This is a genomic window from Thermoplasmata archaeon (assembly GCA_035532555.1).
GTDB lineage: Archaea > Thermoplasmatota > Thermoplasmata > Lutacidiplasmatales > UBA184 > Lutacidiplasma.
Genome location: DATKQS010000016.1, coordinates 19,416 through 43,884, shown reverse-complemented (window position 1 = coordinate 43,884; position 24,469 = coordinate 19,416). Strand labels below are relative to the sequence as shown.

Genomic DNA, 24,469 nt, shown 5'->3' with positions numbered 1-24,469 from the left:
ACCCTCCCGACCCCCTCCTGGTCGTAGGCTCTCCACTTGGCAAGGCCCCGGCACTGGTCCACGTACGAGATGGATCGCTTCTCTTTCCGCCACGCATCTTGCCGTTGTTCGAGCGCGTAGTTCCAGAGAAAGCGCAACTCGTCGAACTGTCGGAGGAGTTCCCGCTCCTGATTCGGAAACGGGTAGAGGCGGTACTTGTTCGGGTGATACATCTTCGGCGGTAGCACTCCATCCATGCCCCCAGCGTAGATAGGGGGCTCGCTATAACCCCCTACAAGTAGGGGGGCTTGCGCTCGCCGACATCGTCATGGTAGGCGCGCATCAGCGGGTCGCTCTCGGCCCAGGAGCACCGGCGAACCGGGGCACGCCCCGTCAAGTCCTCACCAAGGCGCGAATCCTCCATGCGTCGGTTTCGGCGGAGAGCGAGCGACCGTGCACGCTCCTTGTCTCGGCGAGCATGGGGACCCCCTTAGCGTCCGAACTCCGTTCGGAGGAACGCCTGCACGCGTTTCCACGCATCCGCGGCCGCCTCGGCACGATACAGCTCGACGCGGGTATCGTTGAAGAACGCGTGCGGAGCTCCGGGATAGATGTGGTAGGTCAGACGCACGCCGGCTTCCTTCGCCTCCTCCGCGAACTTCGGTATCGTGTCGGCGATCCGATGATCTTCGGCGCCGTAGAGCCCGAGGATGGGGCACCGGATGTGGGGGATCTGATCGGCCGGCGGAGCGTTGCCGTAGAAGATCACGGCTGCGGCGAGATCCGGGTCCACACATGCGAGCCGCCCGGACATCGCGCCGCCGAAACAGAATCCGACGCTCGCGACCTTCCGAGGCTCAACGTCGCTCCGCCCTCGGAGGTACCGAGCCACCGCGCGAAGGTCCTGTGCGAATTTCGCGTGCTGGGCAGGGTCTTGGATCTTCATGAGTGCGGCCAGCACGGCCCTCTTCTCCGGTGGAAGCGCCGCGATCCGCGCCTGGATCTGCGCGGGATCCCGCTGCACCTCGGGCGGAAGGCCCCGCAAGAATCCGAAGCCGGTCGCGATCGCCTCGGGCGTCAGGAGCTGCTGGATCTCTCCAGTGAAAAGGTTGGGCGCGATGGCGATGTAGCCCTCCCGGGCGAATCGTCGTGCCACATCCTGGATGTGGCGATCGGGTCCGAAGATCTCGTGGATCACGATGACGGCTGGGCGCGGTCCCGTCCGCTCCTCGGGCAGCGCGAGATATGCTTCGAGGGTCCGGCCCTCTCCCGGTACCGAAATCGGGGCGTTCGGCATGTAGTACCTCTTCGGTGGGAATGGAGGATCCGGGGTATTACGGCTCCCCAACCCGCGGTCTCGTGTGTCGTTCGTTTCACACGCGGTCCGGCGGAGGGCGTACCTCGGGGGTCGGAGGTAAAGGCACCTAGTTCCTATGGGGCGCGAGAAATCCCGGAGCGACCCCCGGGCGATAGAGCACTCGCGCCATGCAGCTGCGGAACGGGTCAAGAACGTCGCCCCACGCGTTCGCTCCACCTTCGCCTTCTTCAACAACCACTACGCGGGGTTCGCCCCCGAGTCGGTGATCCTCTTCAGAGCCGAGACGGGGCTCCCGCGAGTGGATTGGGGCTCGGGAGCCTACCAGAAGACCCTGGACTCTGCCGAGAGTGGCGGAGCGTAGATCGGACGCCTCCCTCGGCCCCCTGGACTCGCACGCGCGCGTCGCGAAGCGATCATCCCGCGGTGATCGAAAACACGCAGCCGCGAGTGGCGTGCCGCGTAGGGTCGGGCTTCGAGACCTCCCAGCGGCTGCCGAGGCGGGTCTCCATCACCGAGCGCAATAGGCGCGGGCACATCACGCGCCCGATCTCGGTCGAGCCGTTGGTGCACGCGAAGCAGTTGGTCACGCGCACGGTGAGGGGCCGCTCTTTGAGGATCTCGAGCCGGCTCGACGTGTGCGCCTGATAGTACGATTGGAGCGAGCGCGCCACTTCCGTTGGCGTACCTCCTTCGACCTCGTTGGCGATCTGCCGGCCGATCTGGCGTGCGATCGTCTGGATGAGTTCGGGAACCTTGAGCTGGAGCTCGCGGATCCCCGTCGCGCGCATCCCGAGCCCGGTCATCTCCTTCAGGCGACGGAACGGTTCGCGCTCGTGACCCTCCACGACAAGGAGCGTCGCGGTGTCCGGCACCTCGATCTCCACGAGCCGTTCCTCGGCCCGGACCGCTGGGATCCAGAGCCGCCGGTGGTACTCCCGGGCGAGATCGATGAACGCCCGGGCACTCGACCACAGGGCGACCTGCTCCTCCTCTGTGCGCCCTCCGTCGTCCTCCCCGGAGAGGAACAGGAGCGTGCCCGAGCGATCGATGACCGCCGCCTGGTTCGCGACGGACGTCTCGACGTGCCTGAGCTCGGTGAACCCCGCGAAGTGCTTCGCCTCGCCCAGGTGCGCTCGATCGACCTCGGTGACGACGCGGACCTTGACCCCGCGCGCATGCGCCTCCTTCAGGGCCCGGTCGACCCCTGTGTCCATGAGACGGGCGAGGGCTCCGCCGCTTACGCTGACGAGGATCTGGCGCTCGGCCGATCCGATCCGCTTGATGAGGAACCGGCGGATCGCCTCCCGCCCCTCGATGACCGTGAACTTCCGGGGGTCGCTCTCGCCGATCTCCTCCAGGCTCTCCTGCCACCGGGCCAGGATCCGCTCGCGATCCTGCTCGAGGCGGTCGAGCCGCTCGGACGCGGCCCGGATCCACCGGTCCAGGAGCGCCTCCGGCGGCAGGGCCGCGAAGCGCATGGGACGGCCCCCGGTGGCCCGTAGGAGTCCCTCCCGGGTCAGCTGCTGGATGAAGCGATAGGCATCGACCCGATGGAGCGTCGTCACGCGGGCGAGCTCGGCCGCCGTCTGGGGACCCGTGCGGGTCGCCGCGAGGTAGATCCGGGCCCCCTTCTCGGGGATCCCGTGGTCCGTCAGGAGCCCGACCAGCTCCGCTCCCTGCCGCGTCACCGACGGACGAGCGGGCGGAGCGATAAAAGCACGTCGAAATCAGGTCCGGGGGGCGCCCGAGGCTCTCTACAGTGCGGCCTGGAAGTCCTCGACCGATAGCGTGTACGGGACCTCGGCCCCGCCCGCCCGGCACTTCAGGATCTCGCGTGTGAGCAACCAGTAGACCGTCGCGAGCGCGACGCGGCCCTTGTTGTTGGCCGGGATCACGAGATCGACGTTCCGGGTCTCGTTGTTGACATCGCACAGACCGACCACGGGGATCCCGATCGAGACCGCCTCGCTCAGCGCCTGCTGGTCGGTGGCCGGGTCCGTGACGAGGAGCACCTGCGGCTCGAAGTATTCGGCGAGGTTCGGGTTGGTGAGGCATCCGGGGACGAACCGCTCGGCGAACGACACCGCCCCGGTCGTCTGCGAGAAGATGCGCACCGGCTTCTGGCCGTACTGGCGTTGGGAGACCGCGAGCACGCGCGCGGCCGGGTATCGCGCGAGGAATCGGGCCGCGGCGCGGATCCGGCGGTCGGTCTCGCGGATATCGAGGACGTGCAGCCCGTCGAAGCGGACCTTGTAGATGAATCGGCGCATGCTCGCCGACTTCTGCTGGGTCCCGATGTGCACGCCCGAGGTCAGATACGTCTCCTCGGGGATCAGGAGCTCGCTCGGGGAGGTGTCCTGGCTGTCGCTCACGATCTGGCGATCGGCCGACGCCACATCCTCCTCAGGTACCATCGATTCTCAAGCTCCGGTGGGGCGGGCGAGACGTAGGAGTTCATTTAGCTTTGCCACCCGCTCCCCGCCGAGAACCCCCGTTTTGATGCCCCGAGCCCCGATCCCGAGCGCCACGTGGGCGAGCCAGGAATCCGGGGTCTCCCCCGAGCGGTGCGAGGCGATGAGGGCCGCTCCACGCGAGCGGGCGTAATCGACGGTGGCGAAGGTGCCCGAGAGGGTGCCGACCTGGTTGACCTTGATCAGGACGGCGTTCGTGGCGTTTTCCTCGAGGCCCCGGCGCACCCGCGCCTCCTGGGAGACGTAGACGTCGTCCCCCACCACGAGCGTCGAGCCGCCGACGCGCCGGGTGAGGTCGGCAAACTCCCCGAACGCCTCCTGGTCGAACGGATCCTCCACGAATCGGAGGCCGTAGCGCTCGACGAGCTTCTCGACGAAGGCGATCTGTCCCATGCTGTCGAGGACCTGCTCGCGGTAGTGGTACCGGCCGTTCGTGTAGAACTCGCTCGCCGCGAGATCGAGACCGGGGTGCACCTCGACGTGGAGCTCGTCCCGGACGGCGGCGCAGGCTTCGGTGAGAAGCTCGACCGCTTCCACGTTGCCGAGCGGCGCGACCCATCCGCCCTCGTCGCCGCGCCCGAGGGCGGCCTGGGGGAAGCGCTCGTGCAGTTTCGCCCCGATCCATCGGTGCACGTGGATCGCGGCCTCGATCGACTCCTCGATCCGTCGGCCTTCCGCGAAGGCGATGAACTCTTGGATGTCCGGCCCCCCGACCGCGTGGCGCCCGCCGTTCAGGCAGTTGCCCACGATCGCGGGGAAGCGAGGCTCGTCGATCCCGGGACGCGCGAGCACGCGCCAGAGCGGCTGGTGAGAGTCGTGCGCGTGAGCGAGCGCGGCGGCAACGGAGGCCGCCGTCGCCGCGTTGCCCCCGATCCGACCGAAGTTCGGCGTGCCGTCGGCTTCGACCAGGACCCGGTCGACCCCGGCCGTATCGGAGGGGTCCAGCCCGAGAAGGCGCGGGGCGACGAGGCCGGAAAAGGTCGAGATCGCCTCGCCCACGCCTCCCGCTGGGAATGCGAGGACCTCGTGGACACCGGTGCTCGCCCCGCTCGGCGCTCCCGCCCGGGCGCACGCGCCGGAGTCGAGAACGATCGTGGCCTCGACGGTCGGTCGGCCGCGGCTATCGTAGATCATCGCGAGCTCGCTCGAGCGGATGCGGCTCATGGGCCCTCCACGAACTCGACGAGGACCCCCCCGAACGCGGAAGGGTGCGCGAAGCCGACGCGGCGACCTCGGGCTCCAGGACGGGCCCGAGCGTCGACGAGCCGGCGGCCCGAGGCCGCGAGCCGGTCGAGCTCGGCGTTGACGCTGTCAACGTGGAAGGCGACGTGGTGGAACCCCTCCCCTCGGCTCTCGACGAACCGGGCGATCGGAGAGTCCGGCGCCGTCGGTTCGAGGAGTTCGATGTGCGTTCCACCGAGCTGGGCGAACACGACCCGCACGCGCTGGGAGGCGACCTCCTCCGGCTCCGAGATGGGCCCTTCGATGAGCGGGCGCCAACGCTCGATGGCCTCGGGGAGGCTACGAACCGCGATGCCCAGATGATCGACCTGCATGGAGGCTCCGCCTAGAACGCCGTCGACGGTCGGTGCTCCCCGAACACGCCGCGCCACGTATCGGCGATCTCTCCGAGGGTGACCCCCGCGCGCACGGCCACGAGCACTCCGGCCATGACGTTCTCCGAAGAGCGGGCCGTCCGCTCGAGCGCATCGAGCGCGGCGGAGGCGGCCCGCGCATCCCGCGCGCGGCGCCAGCGGGCGATCCGTTCGGCCTGCCGACGTTCCTCGGCCGGAGAGATCCGTTGCCCTCGGACCCCCCCGCGCTCCTCGCGGGGGAACAGCGTGAATCGGGGATTGCCCTCGGTGTGTCCGTTGACGCCGACCACGATCTCCTGCCGGGATTCGCGGGCGAGCGCGATGCGATACGCTTCGCGCGCGATCTCGGCCTGCAGGAACCCCTTCTCGATCGCGACGAGCGAGCCTCCCATCGCGTCGATCCGTTCGATGTACTCGCGGGCCTCGCGTTCGATCCGATCGGTCAACCACTCGATCTCGTAGGCGCCGCCGAGAGGATCGACCGTGTTCGGGATCCCGGACTCCTCCGCGATGATCTGCTGGGTGCGCATCGCGAGCCGCGCGGCCGACTCCGTCGGGAGGCCGATCGCCTCGTCGAGCGCGTTCGTGTGCAGCGACTGGGTTCCTCCCAGTACGGCCGCGAGGGCCTCGACGGTCGTGCGGACGACGTTGAGCTCGGGTTGCTGGGCGGTGAGGCTGGAGCCCGCGGTCTGCGTGTGGAAGCGCAGTTGCATCGATCGCGCGCGGCGGGCGCCGAGCCTCTCCGCGACGAGCGAGCCCCAGAGCCGACGCGCCGCGCGGAACTTGGCGATCTCCTCCAGGAACCCCCGGTCCGAGGAGAAGAAGAACGAGAGTCTCGGGAGGAACTCGTCAAGATCGAGGCCGCGCTCCTGGACCGCTCGGACGTAGGCGAGCGCGTTGGCGAGCGTAAAGGCGACCTCCTGGGAGGCCGTGGCGCCGGCCTCGCGCATGTGGTACCCCGAGACGGAGACGTAGTTCCACTGGGGCATCTCCCGGGTCGCGAACTCGATGAGGTCGGTCGAGAGGCGCATCGACGCTTCGGGCGGGTAGATGTAGGTCCCGCGCGCGACGTACTCCTTCAGGATGTCGTTCTGGACCGTCCCCCCGAGCTGGGCGCGGGGGACTCCGCCCTCCTCGCCTACGGCGACCAGGAGCGCGAGCAGGATCGGCGCGGTGGCGTTGATCGTCATGGAAACGGTGGCCCGGTCGAGCGGCAGCCCACCGAGGAGCGTCCGCATGTCACCGAGGGACGCGATCGCGACTCCGCAGCGGCCGACCTCTCCGCGCGCGCGCGGGTGGTCGGAATCATACCCCGTCTGGGTCGGCAGATCGAAGGCGACCGAGAGACCCGTCTGGCCGCCCCTGAGCAGATACTGGAAGCGGCGATTGGTCTCCCGCGCGCTCGCAAACCCCGAATACTGGCGGATGGTCCACGGTCGGCCGCGGTACATCGTAGGCTGGATGCCGCGGGTGAACGGCCTCTGGCCCGGAAAGCCGATCCGCTCGAGATACCCCGCTTCCCCGTCCTCGAAAGGTTCCGCAAGCAAGGGTACTGCCTCCGTCTCCGGAAGGGACCCGAGCGCCTGCCGAGCGCGGGCGTGCCATCGAGCACCCGCCGCTCCACCTACCGAGCGCCGGGTGGGCTTGCGTCGGTTCATCGGCCCTCGACCGATTGGCGATATTATAGCTTGTCTTCGGGACCCGGCGTCCTTCCCGGACGCTGCCCGCTCGATGGCTGCCGGTGTAGAAAAAGGGAAGGGGGAAAAGGTTGGTCCCGGGATTCCGAGCGCCCGATCTACTTGCTCGGGGGCGGCATGTTGCCACCCTGGGTCCCGCTGCTACCGGACGACCAGCTTGGAGGTGGTGACGCGGGCGGCTTCGCCCGGCGCATGTAGTAGACCGTCGTGACCAGGAAGACCACCGTCAGCACGATGAACAGTCCGATCAGAGCCCATGCGGTGTTGCTGATCCCGCTGCTGCTGCTGGTCGAACCGGCGCTGTTCGAGTTCATGGTCACCGGCACCGAGGTCGTCGACCCGCCCACCACGGTCGCGTTGTTGTAGTAGGTGTAGTACCCACTCGCGACCACGGAGATCGAGTAGCTTCCCGGGTTCGACGGGGTCGTGTACGGCGTGCCCGCGTTAATCGTCCCGGCCGATACCCCGTTGATGTAGAGCGTCGCGGAGGTCGGACCACCGGATTGCAGGGTGACCGCCAGGGTCCCCGCCGTGATGCTCGCGGTGAACGCGATCGGCACGACCACCAGTGAGGCCGCCGTGGACACTGCACCGCTCGGTGGGCTGGGGGGGTTGTACCCCGCGACCGAGCCGACAGTGTACGCGTACGTCCCACTCGCCTGGTAGAAGGTGATCGACGACTGGGTGGACGTCTGGGTAAACCCGTTGAGCGTCGCGCTCCAGCTCGTTCCCACCGCGAGGCCCGACTCCGTCACAACGACCGCGTAGGTCGGCGTGGGGAAGATCGGCACGAAGGCAATCGCTACCGAGGCCCCGCCCGTGCCGGCCGTAACGGATCCCGAGGGAGAGGCTACCGTGTAGCCCGCCGTCGGCATCACCGTGTACGGGTACGATCCTACCGGGATGTTGACCGTGACCGACGTGCTGGTGGTATACCACGCACCGACGCCCGGAACAATCGCCGCCCAGCTGGCAGAACCAGTGATGATGCCCGACTGCGAGAACGTCACCGGGACGAGAGGCGTGCTCCCGTACGAGGTGAAGGCCGCGCTCACCGTGGTCGTGTTGCCCGCCGTGATCTGGATCGTGCCGTTCGCGGGGCTGACGGCGTAGCCGTTCGCCGGCCAGATGTAGTAGTTGTACGTCCCGGGCGCGAGGGTGAACGCCAGAGAGGATCCCGTTCCGGTCTGCGTGTCGTACCCGACCGTCGCCGTCCACGCCGTTCCCGCTGGGAGACCGGACGTAGTGACCGAGGCCGTGGACACCGCCGAGGCGTATCCCACCGTGTACCAGGTGTTGTCTCCACCGCCGCCCTGCATGACGTTCGAGTTCAGAGAGGTGCCGTCAATCCACGGGGCATAGGTCGTGGGCTCCGTCAACTGGAAGTTCCAGATGTACAGCGACAGCAGGAAGTCCAGCTGGTTCGCCATCTGGTAGTCGAGGGTTCGCTGAGCGCCCACGGCGAGGGGGCCGGCTACGTTGTACCAATAGGTCGAGACACCGTAGGCGATACCCTGGCACGCGTTCGGGAGCTGTTGGAGGCTGTGGTAGTATACCAAGGCCGCCCAGGCCGAACTCGCATCGGTGTAGTTCGCCGCGAACGGACACGAGGGGGAGTTGAACGCCGGGAGGCTGAGCTCCTCAGCGACCGAATCTCCGTAGGTGTACGTCGAGTCGGGCAGATACATCGGGACCGCGTAGTCCGTGGGGTCGGGGTAGTCAGGGGCCCAACCGAGGTTCCACAGCGGTAGCCCGTTCGATCCCGGGGGAGCGAACGCGTAGCCGAGGTACGCCGCGAAGGTGATGTCGAACGTGTACGGCATCAGGCGGTTGCCCGTCAACGACTCGATCTCGCCGATTAGGTCGACGATCGCTGCATCGTAGAACGTCGATCCCGTCTCGCTCGTGATCGGGAAGATGCACGGGTTCGCGGTCGTGCACGCCGCGAGCTCGGCATCGTAGTACGGCGAACTCGGGTTGTTGGCCTGAGCCCACCACCACGCCGCGCCACCGACAACGCTGGGGTTCGTGCTGGGGTCGCCCTGAGGCCAGCTGATGTTGTACGCGTAGTAGTTACCCAGGTACTTCGGGAGCGCACCACCGTAGCCGAATCCCGTGGAGATACCGCCGGCCTGGAGCAAGCTCGAGTTGACCGTAGCATACGGGTAGGCATTGGTGATGAACTGCCGCAGACCGATCTGGCTGAAGAAATCACCGGGGACATTCGTCGTCGACGGGTTCCCGACCAGCGTGTTCGTAACCGTCACGTTGAAGTTCAGGTTGTACGGCATGAAGAAGATAGAGATCGTCGGGATGTACGTTAGGTCGATCTTCCCAGCGCTGAGCAGCGTCTTCAGTGTGGAAACGTGGGCCGGTAGCTGGATCCCTGCCAGGTCGGCTTGCCCGGCCTGGTAGTTCGCGATCCCCTGCTGGTCCGTCTGCTCCCAGAAGACATTGACCGTACCCTGATAGCCACCCGGGAGCGGCTGGCATCCCTGTTGCCCGGCGCAGCCGGTCGGGGCGTGGTAGGCCGGGCTGGCCTGGAGCACGTACCCGATCGCGTTGTCGATCGCCTCCGTGAAGTATGGACCGGATCCGACCATGCTCTCCTTCACCGCGGGCTGCGGGTTCAGGGGGCTGGACGCCGCGAGGAGCTGGAGCGCATCCCAGCTCTTCGGGTTGACCGTTGCAACGTAGTTCTGGAAGGCCGATTGGGAGGTGCTGGTCGCGCCGCCGGGGAGCAGGCAAGGCCCGTCTCCGCTGGCCGCGCCGGTTCCCGTGTAGCCGGGGACTCCCGCGCCCACGTAGGTGAACCAGCCGCACGGCTCGATACCCGATCCGAGCGGGTCCGCCACCAACTGGAGGAAGAACGGCCAGTCGGTGCCACTTCCCGCCGCGTTGAAGGTGATGCATCCGTTCTGGCTCATCGCCGCTGCCGGACAGAAGGCGGAGTCGTTGACCAGCATCGAACTGAGAACGTTGCCCGGGGTGTTGTTCCACGGGTAGTGGATCCCGCCGTCGTACGCGTGACTGCCGTACGGGAGGAGGGCCTGGGTCTGGATCCAACCGTTCTGGGTTCCCACGCCGGGGAGCTCCGCGAAGCTCATCGTCCGGGACAGGGTGAACATGACGTCCGAGGGGTAGACTCCCCAGTGGCCGCCCGTGCTCGGGTCATAGAACTGGGCTGCGGAGTCCAGTACGAAGGTGAAGTACTGGGGGTAGCCCGTCGTGGCATTGTTCTGGATCAGCGTGGACCCGTAGAGCGACGTGCACTGAGCCGAGCCCGGAACGCACGTCGCGAGCTGCGGAACGAACTGGGTTGTGCTGGAACCGTTGTACGCAATCAGGGTCTGATAGACGTTGAGAATAGGCTCGTAACTGAGGGTGTCGTATGCGACCGAAGGATCTTCCGTCTTAGCACCACCGGGAGCGACCTCGTAGATGTCCAAGGTTCCCGGGTGCGGTCCATTACTGGAGGGGGCCGAGATCGGGGCCGTAGAGGCGGTCGCGGGAGTCGCCGCGCCCACTGGCGTGAGTGGAGCGGTCGAGGCGGCAGTCCCATGAGACAAACCCGCCACCGGCACGAAGACGCTCCCCAGCATGAGGGCGGCCACGATGATGGCGGTCAGTCCGGCGCTTCGGTAGACCATCGATGCGTTCACTTTTGACACCTTCCTAAATCGCCCCGCGTCACCTTCGGGGGCAGAAGAACCCATTCGTCCATCCTACATATACTTTAGTTTGGCCATGGATTGGAAGCCCCCATCCCGTGTCCACCCCGCAGGTTCGGGAGGCGCCCGAAGCGGGGAGGGAATCGAACCCGCGCGAGGGCCAACCGACGATTATCGAGGAGCGCCTCAGTTCTCGATCTCCCCTGCCCCCGTCTACAGATGAGTTGGGCGGGAGCGAGGCAGCTGTCGACCGGCCTGGATGCTCGAGAGGTGGGGCCAGCGGGAATGCGTTCGGCCCTTGCGCGTGCCCGATGAGAGTACGGTCCTCGAAAGGTCGAGATGCCTCGGGAGAAGTCGGGCCCTTCCACGCTGGATGCGATGCCGCAAGTCCCCGCTTACAGGAACTCTCGGGGGTCCGGGCCGCCCGAAGGATCGTACGCCGGATGCCCTTCCGCTGCTAGGCGGCGCTCCGGGGTCCAGCGACCGAACTCGACCGGGCGGTGCCAACTGGGGCGGAACCCTCCCTTCGGCGCTCGTTCCCTCGGTTCAGGGCGGTACCAGAGATACTGATACAGAACGAACTCGAGATAGAGGGCCAGGGCAAGCGAGGCCGCGAGCCCGTAGACGTTCGGAACCTCGATCCAGTACCCGACGATCCACCCGTCCACCGCAAGCAAGGCGATCGCGAGCCACCACTTGAATGCCGAGAAGTACAGCCAGTCACGCCAAGAGAGGCCGGGTTCCGCCAACGCCGCCTGCTTCTCCTGGGCGACCCGGTCGAGCTGGGCCCGGTACGGGGCGTCCATCCCGCTTTGGGGGAGGGGAGGAGACTCGGCAGGACCCGGCGGATCGAGGATCGGCGACATCGCCGCGCTTCCCTCTCTAGGCCGGAGGGGCTGGGGCCTCGCCGCCGGAGCTCGCCGCTTCCTCGGGCGGCGTCACGCTCTCGCCCCGTATCGAAGTGGGGTAGAGATGGCAGGCGACCCAGTGCTGGGGCCGGACCTCGAGCAGGGGGGGCTCGATCTTCGAGCAGACGGGCATCACGGCCGGGCAACGGGTGTGGAAGGTGCAGCCGGGCGGGGGCGCGGCCGGGTTCGGGACGTCACCGGCCAGCACGATCCGCTCGCGCTTGAGGGTGGGGTCCGGGATCGGGATGGCCGACAGAAGGGCCTGCGTGTACGGGTGGAGCGGCTCGGAGAACAGCCGCTCGGTCGACGCCTGCTCGACGGCCTTGCCGAGGTACATGACGACGACGCGGTGGCTGATCGCTCGCACGACGGAAAGGTGGTGGGAGATGAACAGGTAGGCGAGCCGGTGCTCCGACTGGAGCTTCTTCAGGATGCCGAGGATCTGCGCCTGCACCGAGACATCGAGCGCGCTCGTCGGCTCGTCGAGAACGATGAACTCCGGCCGCAGCGCGAGGGCCCGAGCGATCCCGATCCGTTGACGCTGCCCCCCGGAGAACTCGTGGGGGAAACGCCACTCGTGCTCCGGGTTCAGTCCGACCTCCCCGAGAAGCTCGGTGACGCGCCGCTGCCGTTCCCGCCGGTTGCCCGAGTGATGGATCTCGAGCGGCTCGGCGATGATGTCGCGCACGAGCATGCGCGGGCTCAGCGAACTGAACGGGTCCTGGAAGACGATCTGGAGCTTGCCGCGCAGGTCTCGGAGCCGCGCCGCTCCCATCCGGTTGATCGAGTACTGGTCGGCGAGCTCGTCGAGCTCTTCGAGCGCGGCCGACGCATCCGGTGCGAGCGTTCCCCGCTTCGCCCCGGCGCGGCGACCCAGTTCGGAGCGCGAGAGCCGGGCGTAGAGCCCGTCGAGCTGGCTGTCGATCTGGGGTGGAGGACGGTAGTACACGTGACCGGAGGTCGCTTCGATCAGGCGGAGCAACAGGCGTCCGACCGTCGTCTTGCCGCACCCGGACTCGCCGACGAGGCCGACGGTCTCGCCCTCCCGGACGTTGAACGTGACCCCATCGACCGCACGCACATCCCCGATGTGCGTCGAGAAAAGTCCGCCGCGGATCGGGAAGTATTTTCGGACCCGGCGGGCCGAGATAACGACCGGCGATTCGTTTCGATCGTCGCCGCTCGGCAGCAAAGGACTTCCCTAGTCCGCCGCGACTGGTCCCTCGTATAAAAAGCACGCGACGGTGTGACCTGGTCCTTCGACCGTGGTCGGGGGCCTCTTCTCCTTGCAGATCGGCATCGCGTACGGGCAGCGCGGGTGGAAGCGGCAGCCCTCGGGCGGATGGATCAGGTTCGGGACCGAGCCGGGGATCGAAGCGAGCTCCTTGTCCGGCTGATCGAGGCGGGGGATCGACGCGAGGAGCCCCTGGGCGTACGGATGCAGCGGGCGGCTGAAGATGTCGCGGACGAGGCCGGTCTCGACGATCTGGCCCGCGTACATGACGCAGACGCGGTCGGCGACCTCCGCGATGATCGCGAGGTCGTGGGTGATCAGCATGATCGCCGTGCCGACCCGATCCTTCAGGTCGCGCATGAGCTCGAGGATCTGGGCCTGGATCGTCACGTCGAGCGCGGTCGTCGGTTCGTCGGCGATGAGCAGATCCGGTTCCGCGCACAGGGCCATCGCGATCATCACCCGCTGCAGCATCCCTCCGGAGAGCTCGTGCGGATAGCCTCGCGCGACCTGGACCGGGTTCGCGATCGTGACGCCTTCAAGATGCGCGACCACTCGCCAGAACATCTCGTTCTTGAGCGCGCGTCCGACCCGGGAGCGGAACCCCCAGAGCCCGTAGTAGAAGTGCGAGTAGCGCTCGGTGCGGCGCCGGCGCTGGATCGCGGCGCGCGTCGAACCGCGCGTCGCCTGCGCCCGCATCTCCTCCATGTACTCCCGGTTCCGCTGCCGGTCGAGCACCATCAGCCGGCGGCGATGCGCGAGATAGTTCCGCTCGAGGCCGGAGAGCTTCAGCCGCCGGATCGAGCGCTCGATGTCCGTGGCAAGATCGCCGGCCGATCCGCCTTCGGCCCCGCGGGCGAGGTAGTAGGCCTGCGTCGCGATTGAGGGGGATCCCACGATCTCTCCGAGCCGTCGGGTCGTCGCGCGCAATTCTCCCGGCGTCTTCGCCGCATGGGCCGCCACGATCGCGTCGATCGCCGGCCGGATCCCCTCGGCGTCCGGCTTCGCGGCGAGGAGGCTGTCGATGATTTCGACGCCGCGATGGAGGAGCAGGGCCTCTCCGACCTGGTCACCGACCGAGAAGATCGGGTTCATCGCCTGGCTCGGCTCCTGGAAGATCATCCCGATGCCGCTGCCGCGCACCGCGGCCATCCGGTCGTTCGCTTCTTTGATCCGGCGGAACCGCCGTTTGATCTTGATCTGCTGGGTCCTCGGGTTGACCCGGTAGCTCGCCTCCCGCTCGAGTCCCCAGAGCATGTTCGCTCCGCGGTACCAGATCTCCCCTTCGAGGATCCGCCCCGGCGGGTCCGGGATGAGCCGCGTGATCGAGAACGCCGTCACGCTCTTGCCGCAACCGGTCTCACCGACGAGCCCGAGGGTCTCCCCTCGACGGATCTTGAAGGAAACCCCGTCGATCGCCCGGACGACGCCATCGTAGGTGAAGAAGAAGGTGCGCAGGTCCTTCAGGACCAGGACCTCATTCACGTCGCGGATCGGGGTCGGGGCGCTCGCCAGGGCCTCGGGGGACGCCGAGGAGGCCGAAGGAACCGATCGTTCCACCGCCGAGGTCGGCGGGCGGCTGATGGCCGTCATCGTCCGCTTCCTACCTCCGCAACCTGGGGTCGAGCGCGTCGCGCAGTCCGTCGGCGAAGAAGTTCACGCTGATGGCGAATAGGAAGAGCATGAGGCCGGGGAAGAGGATCTGCCACCAGGGGAGCACGCACACCCCGACCGAGCAGGCCCCGAAGACCGCGTCGAACTGGTTGACCGAGAACGCGGACAGGGAGCCCCACTCCGGTAGGACCTCGCTCGAGGAGAGACCAAAGAGGTTGAAGCCGAGGAACGCGAGCGCACCGACGAGCAACGGCACCGTCCCCACGTCCAGCGACATCTGGATGAAGACGGGGTACACGCTGTTCGGGATCACGTGGCGCGCGACGATACGGCCCTTCTTTGCTCCGCTCGCCCGGGCCGCTTCGACATACTTCTGTTCCCGCACCACGAGAACCTGGCCGCGGACGATACGCGCGTAGAACGGCCACCAGACCACGATGAACGCGAGAATCAGTAACAGCATCCGAGAGCTGAAGGGGCTCAACCCGGGAATGGTGAATTGAGAAAAGACCGAGACCGTGATGATGACGAATAAGATTACGGGAATCGATAAGAAGATGTCGACGAGCCGCATCAGGGCCTCGTCCACCGCGCCTCCCCAGAACCCGGCGATGGCTCCGACCATCAGGCCGATCAGGGCCCCCGACACGACGATCGAGAAGGCGATGACGAGCGACCAATCCGCCCCTCTAAGAATCCCGCTGAGCGTATTGTAGTAGATTTGGGAGTACGGGGTCTGCGATAACGAACCGAGCGGTAACTGTCCCGCGGTAAGGGTCCCACCGGCGGTCGAAAGCGTGGGGGGGATGAACGACGGGAAGTTCTGGTTCACGGCATAGCAATTCGGCCCGGGAGGCGAGGGCGGGGTGGTGCAAACGTAGGTGCACCCGGGCAGGTGGACCCCGCAGTAACCGTCCATCTGGTTCCAGGGGATCGGCAGCGTCAGCGCGTAGAGGGCCATGGCGATCAGGAAGATCAGGATCCCGAGACCGACGAGCGCGAGCGTGTTGCGGCGCAGGAAAAACCACGTCCGCTTGTACTGGGCGATGCGGGGGCTCGGCCGGCGGCCCGAGGAGACGGGAGATGGAGGGGGAGCGCTCGCCATCGATCCTCACCCCAGCCGTACCCGGGGGTCCAGGTAGGCGTACAGCACGTCGACGATGATGTTGGCCGCGACGACGAGGAACGTGAACAGCAGTGTCGAGCCGAAGATGAGAGCGAAGTCCTCCTGGCCCGGGAGCACCGACAAGGCGAGGATGTAGCCGACTCCGTTGAGCTGGAAGACGTCCTCGATGATGGGAAAGCCCCCGATGAAGAAGGCGAAGGTCAGGCCCAAGACGGTGATCGTGACGTTGAGCGAGTTGCGTCCCGCGTGACGCTTGACGACCGTCGACTCGGGGACCCCCTTCGCGCGGGCCGTGCGCACGAAGTCGAGGTTCATCACTTCGAGCATGCTGTTGCGCACGAACCGCAGGAGGATCGCGATCGAACCGAAGGCGATCACGATCGCGGGCAGTACCATCCGCAGGATCGTGTCGAACGCCAGCCACCAGTTGCCGTGGATCATCGCGTCGACCGTCGGGAAGCCCGTCGGATGACTGACGATCCCGTAGGTGAGCCAGGTGGGGTAGTAGAAGTTCGAGATGGGTCCTCCACCCCCGGGAGCCCCGCATCCCAATGGGGTAGGCCAGGAGCCGGTGATCTCGGAGTACGACGTCTCCCCTCCCGGGCACCAGGGGGTGTGCACGAGCGTGCTGGTCCCTAAGACGAGGACCACGGCAAGGACGAGGAGCGTCGCTAACAGGAACGCTGGTAAGGCGAACCCCGAGAACGACAGGACGCGAGACGCCTGATCGACCGGACGATTCCGGTAGACGGCGGAAAGGTTCCCTAACGGTACGGCGACGGCCAGGATGATGATGAGCGAGAAGATCGCGAGCTCGAGGGTGTACGGGAGGAGCTGGGCGAGCACCGTGGACACCGACTGACCGTGGATGAACGCCGAGAGCGGCCCTTGCGTTTCGCTAAAGTTCGATACGAGGCCCCATTGGAAGGTGAAACTACGATAGATGTAGAATCCCCATTGCACGAAGATAGGTTGGTTGAGTCCTAACTTCGGCGCGAGCTCGTTCCAGAGCGGGTTGGCGCAGGTCCCGTTCGCGCCGGGCGTGATCTCGCTGCAGGGGATCGTCGGGTTGTACGAATGGATCGTCCCGTGGATCGGGGGCGGCCCGAACGCCGAATACAACTGTTGCTGCGGACCGAGGGCCGTGACGAGGAGGAAGGTGATCGTCATCACCCCGATGATGACCGGCACGAGAAGGGCCACGCGACGCACGACGTACACCCACATCCGCATCGGTGTCCGCTCCATCCCGTGCCACGGGATAACTCATCGACAGCGGTCCCGGTATTTATGTATTCGAAGAATTCAGCGCGTCGGCGCACTCCGGATTCCAAGTAACGACTGAGAGTTGGGTTTCCCACGCGCCTATCGACCGTCCGCCTCTCCGGCGTCTCTCGCCTTGAGGCTCGCGCACCCGACTATCGGGTTCGCGGGCGAGACCGACGACGAGGAGCGCGCTTTGGACTCGTTCGTCCGGTCCCGGGCTTCCGTGGGGCGGGGCCCGCCGCTACCGAGCGGCTTCCGGCCGTGCGCGGGGCCTCGACCAGCGGCCAGAGGGCCGTGAGATCGAGTTCGATCCACGCCGCCGGCACGACGACCCGGAGCTCCTCCAGTATGCGAGGGTGGAGTTCCCCCATCTGGGCGACCACGCCTCCGGCGACGTGGATCTCCGCGGCCCGGCCCGGGATGGTTCCCGGGAGCTCGGCGCTCTCCCGGACACCCACCACGTCGATCGATCGCAGCAGATACTCCCCGAGGGCGGCAGCCGTGGCGAACCCGGCGCCGTCGGCGGCGAGGACGGCCGCTACGTGGTAGGCCGTGCGGGCGCCGGCTTCGGCTCTGGCGTCCGGCTCGAGAACGGGGCCCAGCTCGCAGATCCGCTGCGGGTAGCCGTACCGTACGTTCGCTCCCAATGCCTGGAGGAGCGAGACCAAGAGGCTCGGCCGAAGCGATCCGAATTCCGCGGAGGGCGCGTTCGAGAGTCGGATCGCGTGGAGCCCTGGGAGCCGGTCGATGGAGGAGCGGGAGGTGAGTACAGGATGGTATAGGGGCTGGTACCCAAGGCCGAGCAACAGAGGCAGGAACTTTCTGCGGAAGTGGACCTCCGGGCGACGGCCGCCGAGCGTTCGGCTCGGGGGCACCAAGGCGTCCGCGGGGCCGACCCCCCGCGCGAGCACGACCTCTTCGACCGCGTCGATCGGCCCGAGGAGATCGGACCTCCACGGCGCCGCCTGGACCCGCCAGCCTCCCGGCGCTGCCCGGGCGCTCATGCGGGCCTGCCCCGCGAAACGAACGACGTCTCGGGCGGGCAACGGGGTCCCGAGGACCGCATCGAGGAGGTCTCGAGGCAGAGAGAGGGCGCGCGGGTGGTAGATCGTGCGGCCGTCGAGCCGATACGTTCCTGGCCCGCGTGTGGCAACGGCGGAAACCGCGAACCCGCGCGCCGCGAACACGAGCAGCAAGAGGCTCAGGCTCTCCTGGACGCTCCGCGCGCGCGTTCCCGTGGCTTCCAACAGCAGCGTCCGATCCCCGGCGCGGGCCTCCCCGGCACCCCGCGCATTGAGGACGGGCGGGAGGCTCAGGATCGTTCCGTTCGCATCGCGCATCGTCAGGCAGCGATCGCCGTCGCGCCCGAAGGCGCCGTAGCGGGCCGCCAGAGGATGGCTCCGGAAGAACGTCGCCGCGTCCACCGGGGATTCTCCGTCGAGCGGTACAAACGACACCTGGGAAATCGGTTCCATGGCGTAGCGGATCGGGCCGGAGATTCCGTCGGCGGGGTAGATCCCGAGGCTGGCGGCCGCTCGATCTCGTCCGACGCTCGCGTGGAGGACCTCCTGGAAGCGGATCGCCTCGGCCAGGGTACCGGCGTCCAGCCCGGACGTGGCCGGAGCGGTGACGAGCACGCCCGCGATCCACGGACGCAACCTGCGCACCGATCCATCCACCTCGATCCGCAACGCGGGGGAGCGACGAGCGATGGATAGAGGCGGGAGGCCGGCTGCCGCGCCCGTGGCTCCGGCGACGTGGAGGGCCAGGCCACCTTCCGAGAGGAGGTCGAGACGGTCGGGCGTGACCGAGACCGTGAGGGCGTCGCCGTCCCGGGACTCGATCTCGGCCTTGGAGCGGAACAGGATCTCCTCGAGCTCCGCCTCCGTGGGCTTTCGGGGCAACAGCTCGACGATGCGCGAGCGGGAGAGCGTGCTTCGCGGCATGCTACGTCGCTCCCCCTTCGAGGCGCCGAAGGTCGTCGTCGAACAGCTCGCGCACGTCGTTGAGGCCGAGGGCGACCATGGCGAGGCGGGCGATCCCGATCCCCCAGGCCGCGACGGGGACATCGATCCCGAGCGGCCCGAGCACCTCGGGGCGGAACATCCCGCCCGGGAAGATCTCGAGCCACCCGAGCCGGGGGTGCCGAACGTACCCCTCGATCGACGGTTCGGTGAAGGGGAAGTAGCTCGGGCGGATTTTCATCTCGCGGATGCCGATCGCCTCCGCACACGCTTGGAAGATCCCGACGAGATGGCGGATGCTGATGCCCTCCTCGCCGAGGATGCCTTCGCACTGCGTGAACTCGATGTGATGTCGGGCGTCGAGGGCTTCGAACCGGAAGTTCCGGTCGATCGAGAACATCCGGAAGGGAGGCTTCGGGTTCGCGGCCAGGAAGCGGCCGCTGACGGCCGTCGTCTGGGATCGGAGTACGGGGTGCGACGCGATGCGGGGATCGTACGCTCCTCCCCACCCCGGGCCGATGGCGCGTCGCTCTCCGGGTAGCGCACGGCCCTCGTGGACCGCGGCCACGCGTGCCGCCAGGCGCGCGGGAGGCGGCTTGCCCTCGAGCTGTTCGAGGTACAGCACGTCGTGGATGGACCGTGCCGGATGGTCTTGGGGCATGAACAACAGATCGGAATTCCAGAACTCGGTCTCGATGAGCGGCCCTTCGGCCTGTTGAAAGCCGAGACCGATCAGAACATCTTCGAACTCCTCTAGCCACGCGACGTACGGGTGGGGCCGGGGACCCGTGAGATACGACACCGGCGCGCGAACGTCGTAGGGGCGGAACACTCGTCCCTCCCAGTTGCGGGCGCGCATCATCTCCGAGGTTAGGGCGCCGATCCGGTCGGTCTCCGCGCCTTCGAGCGAGATCCGCCGGCCCTCTTTGGAAGGGGACCAGCGCTTGAACGAGGCGTGCTCGACCCGGACGAGACCGCGGCGTTCGAGTCGGGAGAAGACCTCGGGATCGACGGATTCGGATTCGTCGGCCACGGCTCGGAGCGTCGCCTCTTCCGGCAACGCGGTCTCGCGCGGAGGGGCCCCGGGCCGAAGCCGGAACGGCGCCCCATCCGCGAGATACCCGCGGCGTCGGAGCACGCCGATCGCGGCCGATCGCTCTTCCGGCTGAAGATCTCCTTCCGTCAAGGGCGTACCGGCGGCGAGCAGGTCGAGCAGTCGACGCTCCGGAAGGCCCACGTCGAGCGTCGCGCGACCGCGAGGAGTGAGCCGGCGATGGGCCCGGTGCTCCTCCTCGACGAGCGCGAGGTGCTTCGAGCGCAGCCGCTGCAGGCTCCCCCGGACCGACTCGATCGGTGTCGCGAGCTTCTCCGCGATCTCCTCCTCGGTCGAGGGATTCTCGCACTCGCGCAGGCGCAGAAGGACCGCGCGCTCGGGATCCGAGAGATCCGTCGGAGTCGATCCGTCCGGGTCCTCGCTCATCGCGGTCGTCACGGTTGGCCCATTCGGCCGGCGCGTTAAGTCTTTCCGCGAAACCTGGCGCGTGAGCCGGCGCCGGGAGGGCGACCTACACTCGGATCGGCTTCGTGTATCCGGCCGGCAGCACGAACGGCGTCTCTCCGCCCAGCGGGTCGGGCCGGGCCGTGGGGGCTTCCCCGCGTTTCGCGCAGAGATACGCGTCGATCGCGATCGCGGCCTCAGTCGCGGCGCCCATCGCATAGACGACCGAGCGTCCGCCGGCCGCGAATATCCCCGGCACCCCCGTCTGGAAACCGGGACCCTTGCCCTCGGGCCATCCCTGACTGGTCAGCTGGAGATCGAGGCCGCCGTCGAACCCTTCGAGGTCCGCCTTCTGGCCGACCGCGACGATGACGGTGTCGCAGGGGATCGTCTCTTCCGAGCCGGCAACCGGGATCGGGCTTCGCCGACCCCCGGCGTCCGGGGGACCGAGCTCCATCGTTTGGACGACCAGACCTTCGACGTGTCCGTCTCCGACCATCTTGAGGGGGGCCTTCAGGAATTGGAAGTGGATCCCCTCCTGCTCGGCGCCGTGAACCTCTTCCGGGTCCGCGGGCATCTCCGAGCGGCCCCGTCGATAGACGAGCGTGACGTCACCGCCCTCCGAGAGGCGCAGCGCGCTGCGGACCGAGTCCATCGCCACGTCTCCGCCTCCGACCACGACGATCCTCTTGCCGACGGAGACGCTCTCCCCGCGGTTCATCCGCTTGAGGAGCTCAAGCGCCGGCTGGACCCCGGGGAGGTCCTCGCCGGGGATCCCGAGCACGCGGTGCCGGGAGGTGCCGATCGAGACGAACACGGCTTGGTATCCGTCCGTGAGGAGCTGCGCGACCGGGAACGCCCGCCCCACCTTCGTGCCGTCCACCCAGGTCACGTCGAGGTGGCGGTAGCGCGCCTTGTCGACCTGGACGTCGGCGTCCGTCATCCGGTAGGCGGGGATGGTTTGCATCAGGCCCCCGAGCCGCTGCTCCTGCTCGAAGACGGTGATGGAGTAGCCGCGGATGCCGAGCTCCCAAGCCATCATCATGCCGGCCGGGCCCGCGCCGATCACCGCGACCCGCTGGTTCCGTGGCTTCGATGCAACGTAGGCGAGGTCGCCCGCTCCGTAGTCGAGCGCGGCGCGCTTCAGGTGACGGATGGCGATCGGCACGCCTTTCTTCTTGACCACGCAGGAGTCCTCACAGTAGTGGTAGCAGACCTTGCACAGAGAGGTGGCGAGTGGATTGTCCTGAATCGTCACTCGCTTGGCGCCATCAAAATCTCTGTCCGCGATGAGCGTGATGTACTGCCGGCAATCTTGCGTGATGGGGCACGCCTCGACGCACCAGGGGCGCCGGCACTGGATGCATCGCTTGGCCTCCAGGATAGCGTCCTCCTTCGAGTAGGCGTGGAGAACCTCGCGGAAATCCTCCGCTCGCGTCGGCATCGATTCCTCCGCGATCGTGACGCGGACCGGGTTGAGCTTCGGTGGCGTGACCTTCGCCGGCGCGGCCGCCGCCGGAGTTACGGGATCGGCGTTCATGGTCTACGTCCCTACCTTCCGTCGTGACGTTAAGAATCTTGCTGGCAGGGCGAGGAGCGCCAGTTCGCGGCTCGGGCCGATTCGTCGGCGCACGCGAGCGGTCGTCTCGGACGTCGGAAGGCGCGTACCTCTCCCGGGACGGGCGGTTTCTCGTGCCACGAAAGGGTAAGGAGGGCGGCTGCGTAGCCGAACTCGAGCGGCCCGTCGAGGTCGCCTCCGGGGGAGGTATGGTGCTGGACTCGCTGGGCAAATCGCTTCGCGCGGTGCTCCAGAAGATCGCCCGCGGTTCGGCCGTCGACGACGCGCTCCTCGCCGAGGTCGTCCGGGACATCCAGCGCGCACTCCTGCAAGCGGACGTCAACGTGGAGTTGACCCTCCAGCTCACCGACCGGGTCAAGCGCCGCGCGAAGGAGGACAAGCCCCCCGCCGGTTCGAGCCTACGCGACTTCCTCATCCGCATCATCTACGAGGAGATCCGCGGCATCCTAGGCAAGGATCGGCCCTTCGAGTTCCGGCCCCGGCGGATCCTCCTCGCGGGGCTTTTCGGACAGGGCAAGACGACCACGGCCGCCAAGCTCGCCCGGCAGTACCAGAAGAAGGGAGTCCGGGTCGGGCTGATCGCCGCGGATGTCCATCGCCCCGCCGCAATCGACCAACTCCAACAGCTCGCCCAGAAGGTCGGGTGCGAGTTCTATGCGAACCGCGCCGAGCGCCGCGCCGAGGTGATCGTCCGGGAGGGACTCGCCGCGTTCCCACCGCACTTCGCGATCATCGTGGACACGGCCGGGCGCAGTGGGATCGACGCGGAGTTGATCGCCGAACTGCGGCAGATCCACGATGTCGTGAAACCGGATGAGACGATCTTAGTACTGGACGCCGCGATGGGGCAGAGCGCCGGCCGGAGCGCGAAGGCGTTCCAGGAAGCGGTGGGACTCACGGGAGTGATCCTCACCAAGCTCGATGGCTCCGCCAAGGGCGGAGGGGCGCTCTCCGCCGTCGCGGCGAGCGGAGCCCCGATCCTGTTCATCGGAACCGGTGAGCACCTGGACGAGCTCGAGCGGTTCGACCCGACCCGGTTCGTCTCCCGATTGCTGGGCATGGGTGACCTGCAGACGCTCCTCGAACGATTCGAGGACCTCCGCGGAAAAGAGGAGGCGCAGAAGGCGAGCGAGCATCTCATCTCCGGCCGCTTCACCCTGCGCGACCTCCGCACGCAACTCGACTCCCTGGGGCAGATGGGCTCGCTCTCCAAGCTCATGTCCTTCTTTCCGGGCCTCGGCCCGGCCAAGATCGATGATTCGAAGCTCAACGAGACCCAGGTCCAGTTGCGGAAGTTCCGCACGATGCTCGATTCGATGACCTCCGCCGAGCTCGACGACGCGAACATCATCAAGTCCGAACGGGCCCACCGCATCGCCCGCGGCAGCGGGAACAAGCCGCCGGAGGTCCGAGCGCTCCTCAAGTACTACGAAACGACGAAGAAGGCCGCCCACGGCATCACTTCGAACCGACGCTTGCGCCGCCAGATCGAACGGCAGATGTCCCAAGGCGGGGCGCCTCCGCCCTCGTGATCGCGCGCGGCCCGTCAGCCCCCGCCGGCCGGGTCATGCGGTGAAACCCTCAAGCGCCGAACGGACGTGAGGTCGCGGAGCCGCGCACGCGATGTCGGACTGGACGGGCCTCGAGATCGTCGTCGGGATCCTCCTCTTGTTCTTCGTTCCGGGGTACTTTGTGACCAAGGCGACGTTCCCGGAGTGGCGCGTGCGGGGCGAGGACGCGCTGGTGCGTGCGATCGAGATCGGCACCCTATCCTTCGTCCTGAGCGTGGCGCTCACCGTGCTCGTGGGCTACGCGCTCCTCGTGGGGGGACCCCAGGGGTTCCAAGCGGCGTGGTCGGACCCGGTTCTCGAAGCGGTCCTCTTCGTGATCGCGATCATCGCCCTCGGGGTAGGAGCGGTTCGAGGAGCTTACCGAGCGACCCCTCCCGTACGGACCCCCGCACTCGCCCCCGGCGAGGATGGGCCTTTCGAGCTCGCCCGCGAACTGACCCGGCTCGATCGCGAGGAGAAGCGGCTGCACCGCGAGCTCGATCGCGTCGGCACGACCGAGCAACAGGCGGACCTGGAGAGCCAACTCGGTGCGGTCCGGGCGCGTCGAACCGAGCTGCAACGCCGACGCGAGGCCGAATATGCCGCGTAATCCGCGCGGCGCCGAGCGCGGCGAGCGGAAGATGGCCCTCGTCCTTCGCGGGGAGCTTCGGCTCTCGGCGGGCAAGGCCGCGGTTCAGGCGGCCCACGCCGCCGTGATGCTGGTGGAACAGGCGCGCCGGCGGGATGAGGAAGGCATGGCGGAGTGGCTCGCCCAGGGCCAGAAGAAGATCGCGCTCGTCGTGAGCACGCTCGACGAGATGGTCGACATCGAGCGTCGGGCGCGCGCGCGGGGGATCGGGGCAGTCTGGGTCGAAGACGCTGGGTTTACCGAGGTCGCGCCGGGGACCCGTACGTGCCTCGGGCTGGGTCCGGCGCTCGCCTCCGAGCTCGACCCCATCACGGGCTCGCTACCGCTCTTGTGAACTCCCTCCGGCGTGT

The 24,469-nt window shown here is 67.5% G+C and carries 20 protein-coding genes and 1 pseudogene; 4 read left to right on the top strand and 17 right to left on the bottom strand.

The window, feature by feature from the left end; all coding sequences use genetic code 11:
- A partial coding sequence (locus tag VMV28_04280) for a helix-turn-helix domain-containing protein (GenBank protein ID HUZ79816.1) occupies positions 1-236 on the bottom strand: 236 nt, incomplete at its 3' end.
- A gap of 233 nt (positions 237-469) precedes the next feature.
- Positions 470-1,276: a dienelactone hydrolase family protein gene (locus VMV28_04275; protein HUZ79815.1), complete on the bottom strand. Its 807-nt coding sequence runs from the start codon at positions 1,274-1,276 to the stop codon at positions 470-472.
- 136 nt (positions 1,277-1,412) lie between these two features.
- Here VMV28_04275 and VMV28_04270 point away from each other — a divergent pair, with 136 nt between their 5' ends.
- A complete protein-coding gene (locus VMV28_04270) occupies positions 1,413-1,658 on the top strand; it encodes a hypothetical protein (protein ID HUZ79814.1) in 246 nt (81 codons plus the stop codon).
- A gap of 52 nt (positions 1,659-1,710) precedes the next feature.
- Here VMV28_04270 and VMV28_04265 read toward each other — a convergent pair whose 3' ends face one another.
- The 15 genes and pseudogenes from VMV28_04265 to VMV28_04195 form a co-directional block, all read right to left on the bottom strand.
- The gene (locus tag VMV28_04265) at positions 1,711-2,985 is read right to left on the bottom strand and encodes a helix-turn-helix domain-containing protein (protein ID HUZ79813.1); all 1,275 of its coding nucleotides are present in this window, start codon (positions 2,983-2,985) and stop codon (positions 1,711-1,713) included.
- Between the two features lie 66 nt (positions 2,986-3,051).
- Positions 3,052-3,711: a 30S ribosomal protein S2 gene (gene rpsB, locus VMV28_04260; protein HUZ79812.1), complete on the bottom strand. Its 660-nt coding sequence runs from the start codon at positions 3,709-3,711 to the stop codon at positions 3,052-3,054.
- Between the two features lie 6 nt (positions 3,712-3,717).
- Positions 3,718-4,932 (bottom strand): enolase C-terminal domain-like protein, encoded by a 1,215-nt coding sequence (locus tag VMV28_04255; protein HUZ79811.1) that lies wholly within the window; start codon positions 4,930-4,932, stop codon positions 3,718-3,720.
- Positions 4,929-5,324: a methylmalonyl-CoA epimerase gene (gene mce / locus VMV28_04250; GenBank protein ID HUZ79810.1), complete on the bottom strand. Its 396-nt coding sequence runs from the start codon at positions 5,322-5,324 to the stop codon at positions 4,929-4,931. Before mce ends, VMV28_04255 begins: the two co-directional genes overlap by 4 nt.
- A gap of 11 nt (positions 5,325-5,335) precedes the next feature.
- Positions 5,336-7,021 (bottom strand): methylmalonyl-CoA mutase family protein, encoded by a 1,686-nt coding sequence (locus VMV28_04245; protein HUZ79809.1) that lies wholly within the window; start codon positions 7,019-7,021, stop codon positions 5,336-5,338.
- Between the two features lie 137 nt (positions 7,022-7,158).
- Complete coding sequence (locus VMV28_04240) at positions 7,159-10,722, bottom strand: PEGA domain-containing protein (protein HUZ79808.1); 3,564 nt, start codon at positions 10,720-10,722, stop codon at positions 7,159-7,161.
- 404 nt (positions 10,723-11,126) lie between these two features.
- Positions 11,127-11,597, bottom strand: a complete 471-nt coding sequence (locus VMV28_04235; GenBank protein ID HUZ79807.1) for a hypothetical protein — start codon at positions 11,595-11,597, stop codon at positions 11,127-11,129.
- Between the two features lie 16 nt (positions 11,598-11,613).
- Entirely contained in the window at positions 11,614-12,720 is a 1,107-nt protein-coding gene (locus VMV28_04230) for an oligopeptide/dipeptide ABC transporter ATP-binding protein (protein HUZ79806.1), read from the bottom strand.
- Positions 12,721-12,840: 120 nt separating this feature from the next.
- A complete protein-coding gene (locus VMV28_04225; protein HUZ79805.1) occupies positions 12,841-13,572 on the bottom strand; it encodes an ABC transporter ATP-binding protein in 732 nt (243 codons plus the stop codon).
- A 420-nt stretch (positions 13,573-13,992) separates the two neighbouring features.
- A pseudogene (locus VMV28_04220) lies at positions 13,993-14,466 on the bottom strand (ATP-binding cassette domain-containing protein).
- A gap of 10 nt (positions 14,467-14,476) precedes the next feature.
- Positions 14,477-15,592: an ABC transporter permease gene (locus VMV28_04215; GenBank protein HUZ79804.1), complete on the bottom strand. Its 1,116-nt coding sequence runs from the start codon at positions 15,590-15,592 to the stop codon at positions 14,477-14,479.
- A 6-nt stretch (positions 15,593-15,598) separates the two neighbouring features.
- Entirely contained in the window at positions 15,599-16,846 is a 1,248-nt protein-coding gene (locus VMV28_04210; GenBank protein ID HUZ79803.1) for an ABC transporter permease, read from the bottom strand.
- A gap of 185 nt (positions 16,847-17,031) precedes the next feature.
- On the bottom strand, positions 17,032-18,825 hold the full coding sequence (locus VMV28_04205; GenBank protein ID HUZ79802.1) for a hypothetical protein: 1,794 nt from the start codon (positions 18,823-18,825) through the stop codon (positions 17,032-17,034).
- 1 nt (position 18,826) lies between these two features.
- Positions 18,827-20,323: a phenylalanine--tRNA ligase subunit alpha gene (locus tag VMV28_04200; protein HUZ79801.1), complete on the bottom strand. Its 1,497-nt coding sequence runs from the start codon at positions 20,321-20,323 to the stop codon at positions 18,827-18,829.
- Between the two features lie 85 nt (positions 20,324-20,408).
- Positions 20,409-21,881 carry an FAD-dependent oxidoreductase gene (locus tag VMV28_04195; GenBank protein ID HUZ79800.1) on the bottom strand — a complete coding sequence of 491 codons (1,473 nt, stop codon included), beginning with the start codon at positions 21,879-21,881 and terminating at the stop codon, positions 20,409-20,411.
- 152 nt (positions 21,882-22,033) lie between these two features.
- Between VMV28_04195 and VMV28_04190 the strand changes: the two genes are divergently transcribed.
- The 3 genes from VMV28_04190 to pth2 all read left to right on the top strand — a co-directional run bounded on the left by VMV28_04190 (position 22,034) and on the right by pth2 (position 24,453).
- A complete protein-coding gene (locus VMV28_04190; protein HUZ79799.1) occupies positions 22,034-23,452 on the top strand; it encodes a signal recognition particle receptor subunit alpha in 1,419 nt (472 codons plus the stop codon).
- Positions 23,453-23,543: 91 nt separating this feature from the next.
- Complete coding sequence (locus tag VMV28_04185; GenBank protein ID HUZ79798.1) at positions 23,544-24,080, top strand: DUF1616 domain-containing protein; 537 nt, start codon at positions 23,544-23,546, stop codon at positions 24,078-24,080.
- A complete protein-coding gene (gene pth2, locus VMV28_04180; protein HUZ79797.1) occupies positions 24,070-24,453 on the top strand; it encodes an aminoacyl-tRNA hydrolase in 384 nt (127 codons plus the stop codon). The genes VMV28_04185 and pth2 overlap by 11 nt, the downstream gene beginning before the upstream one ends.
- Positions 24,454-24,469 lie beyond the last annotated feature (16 nt).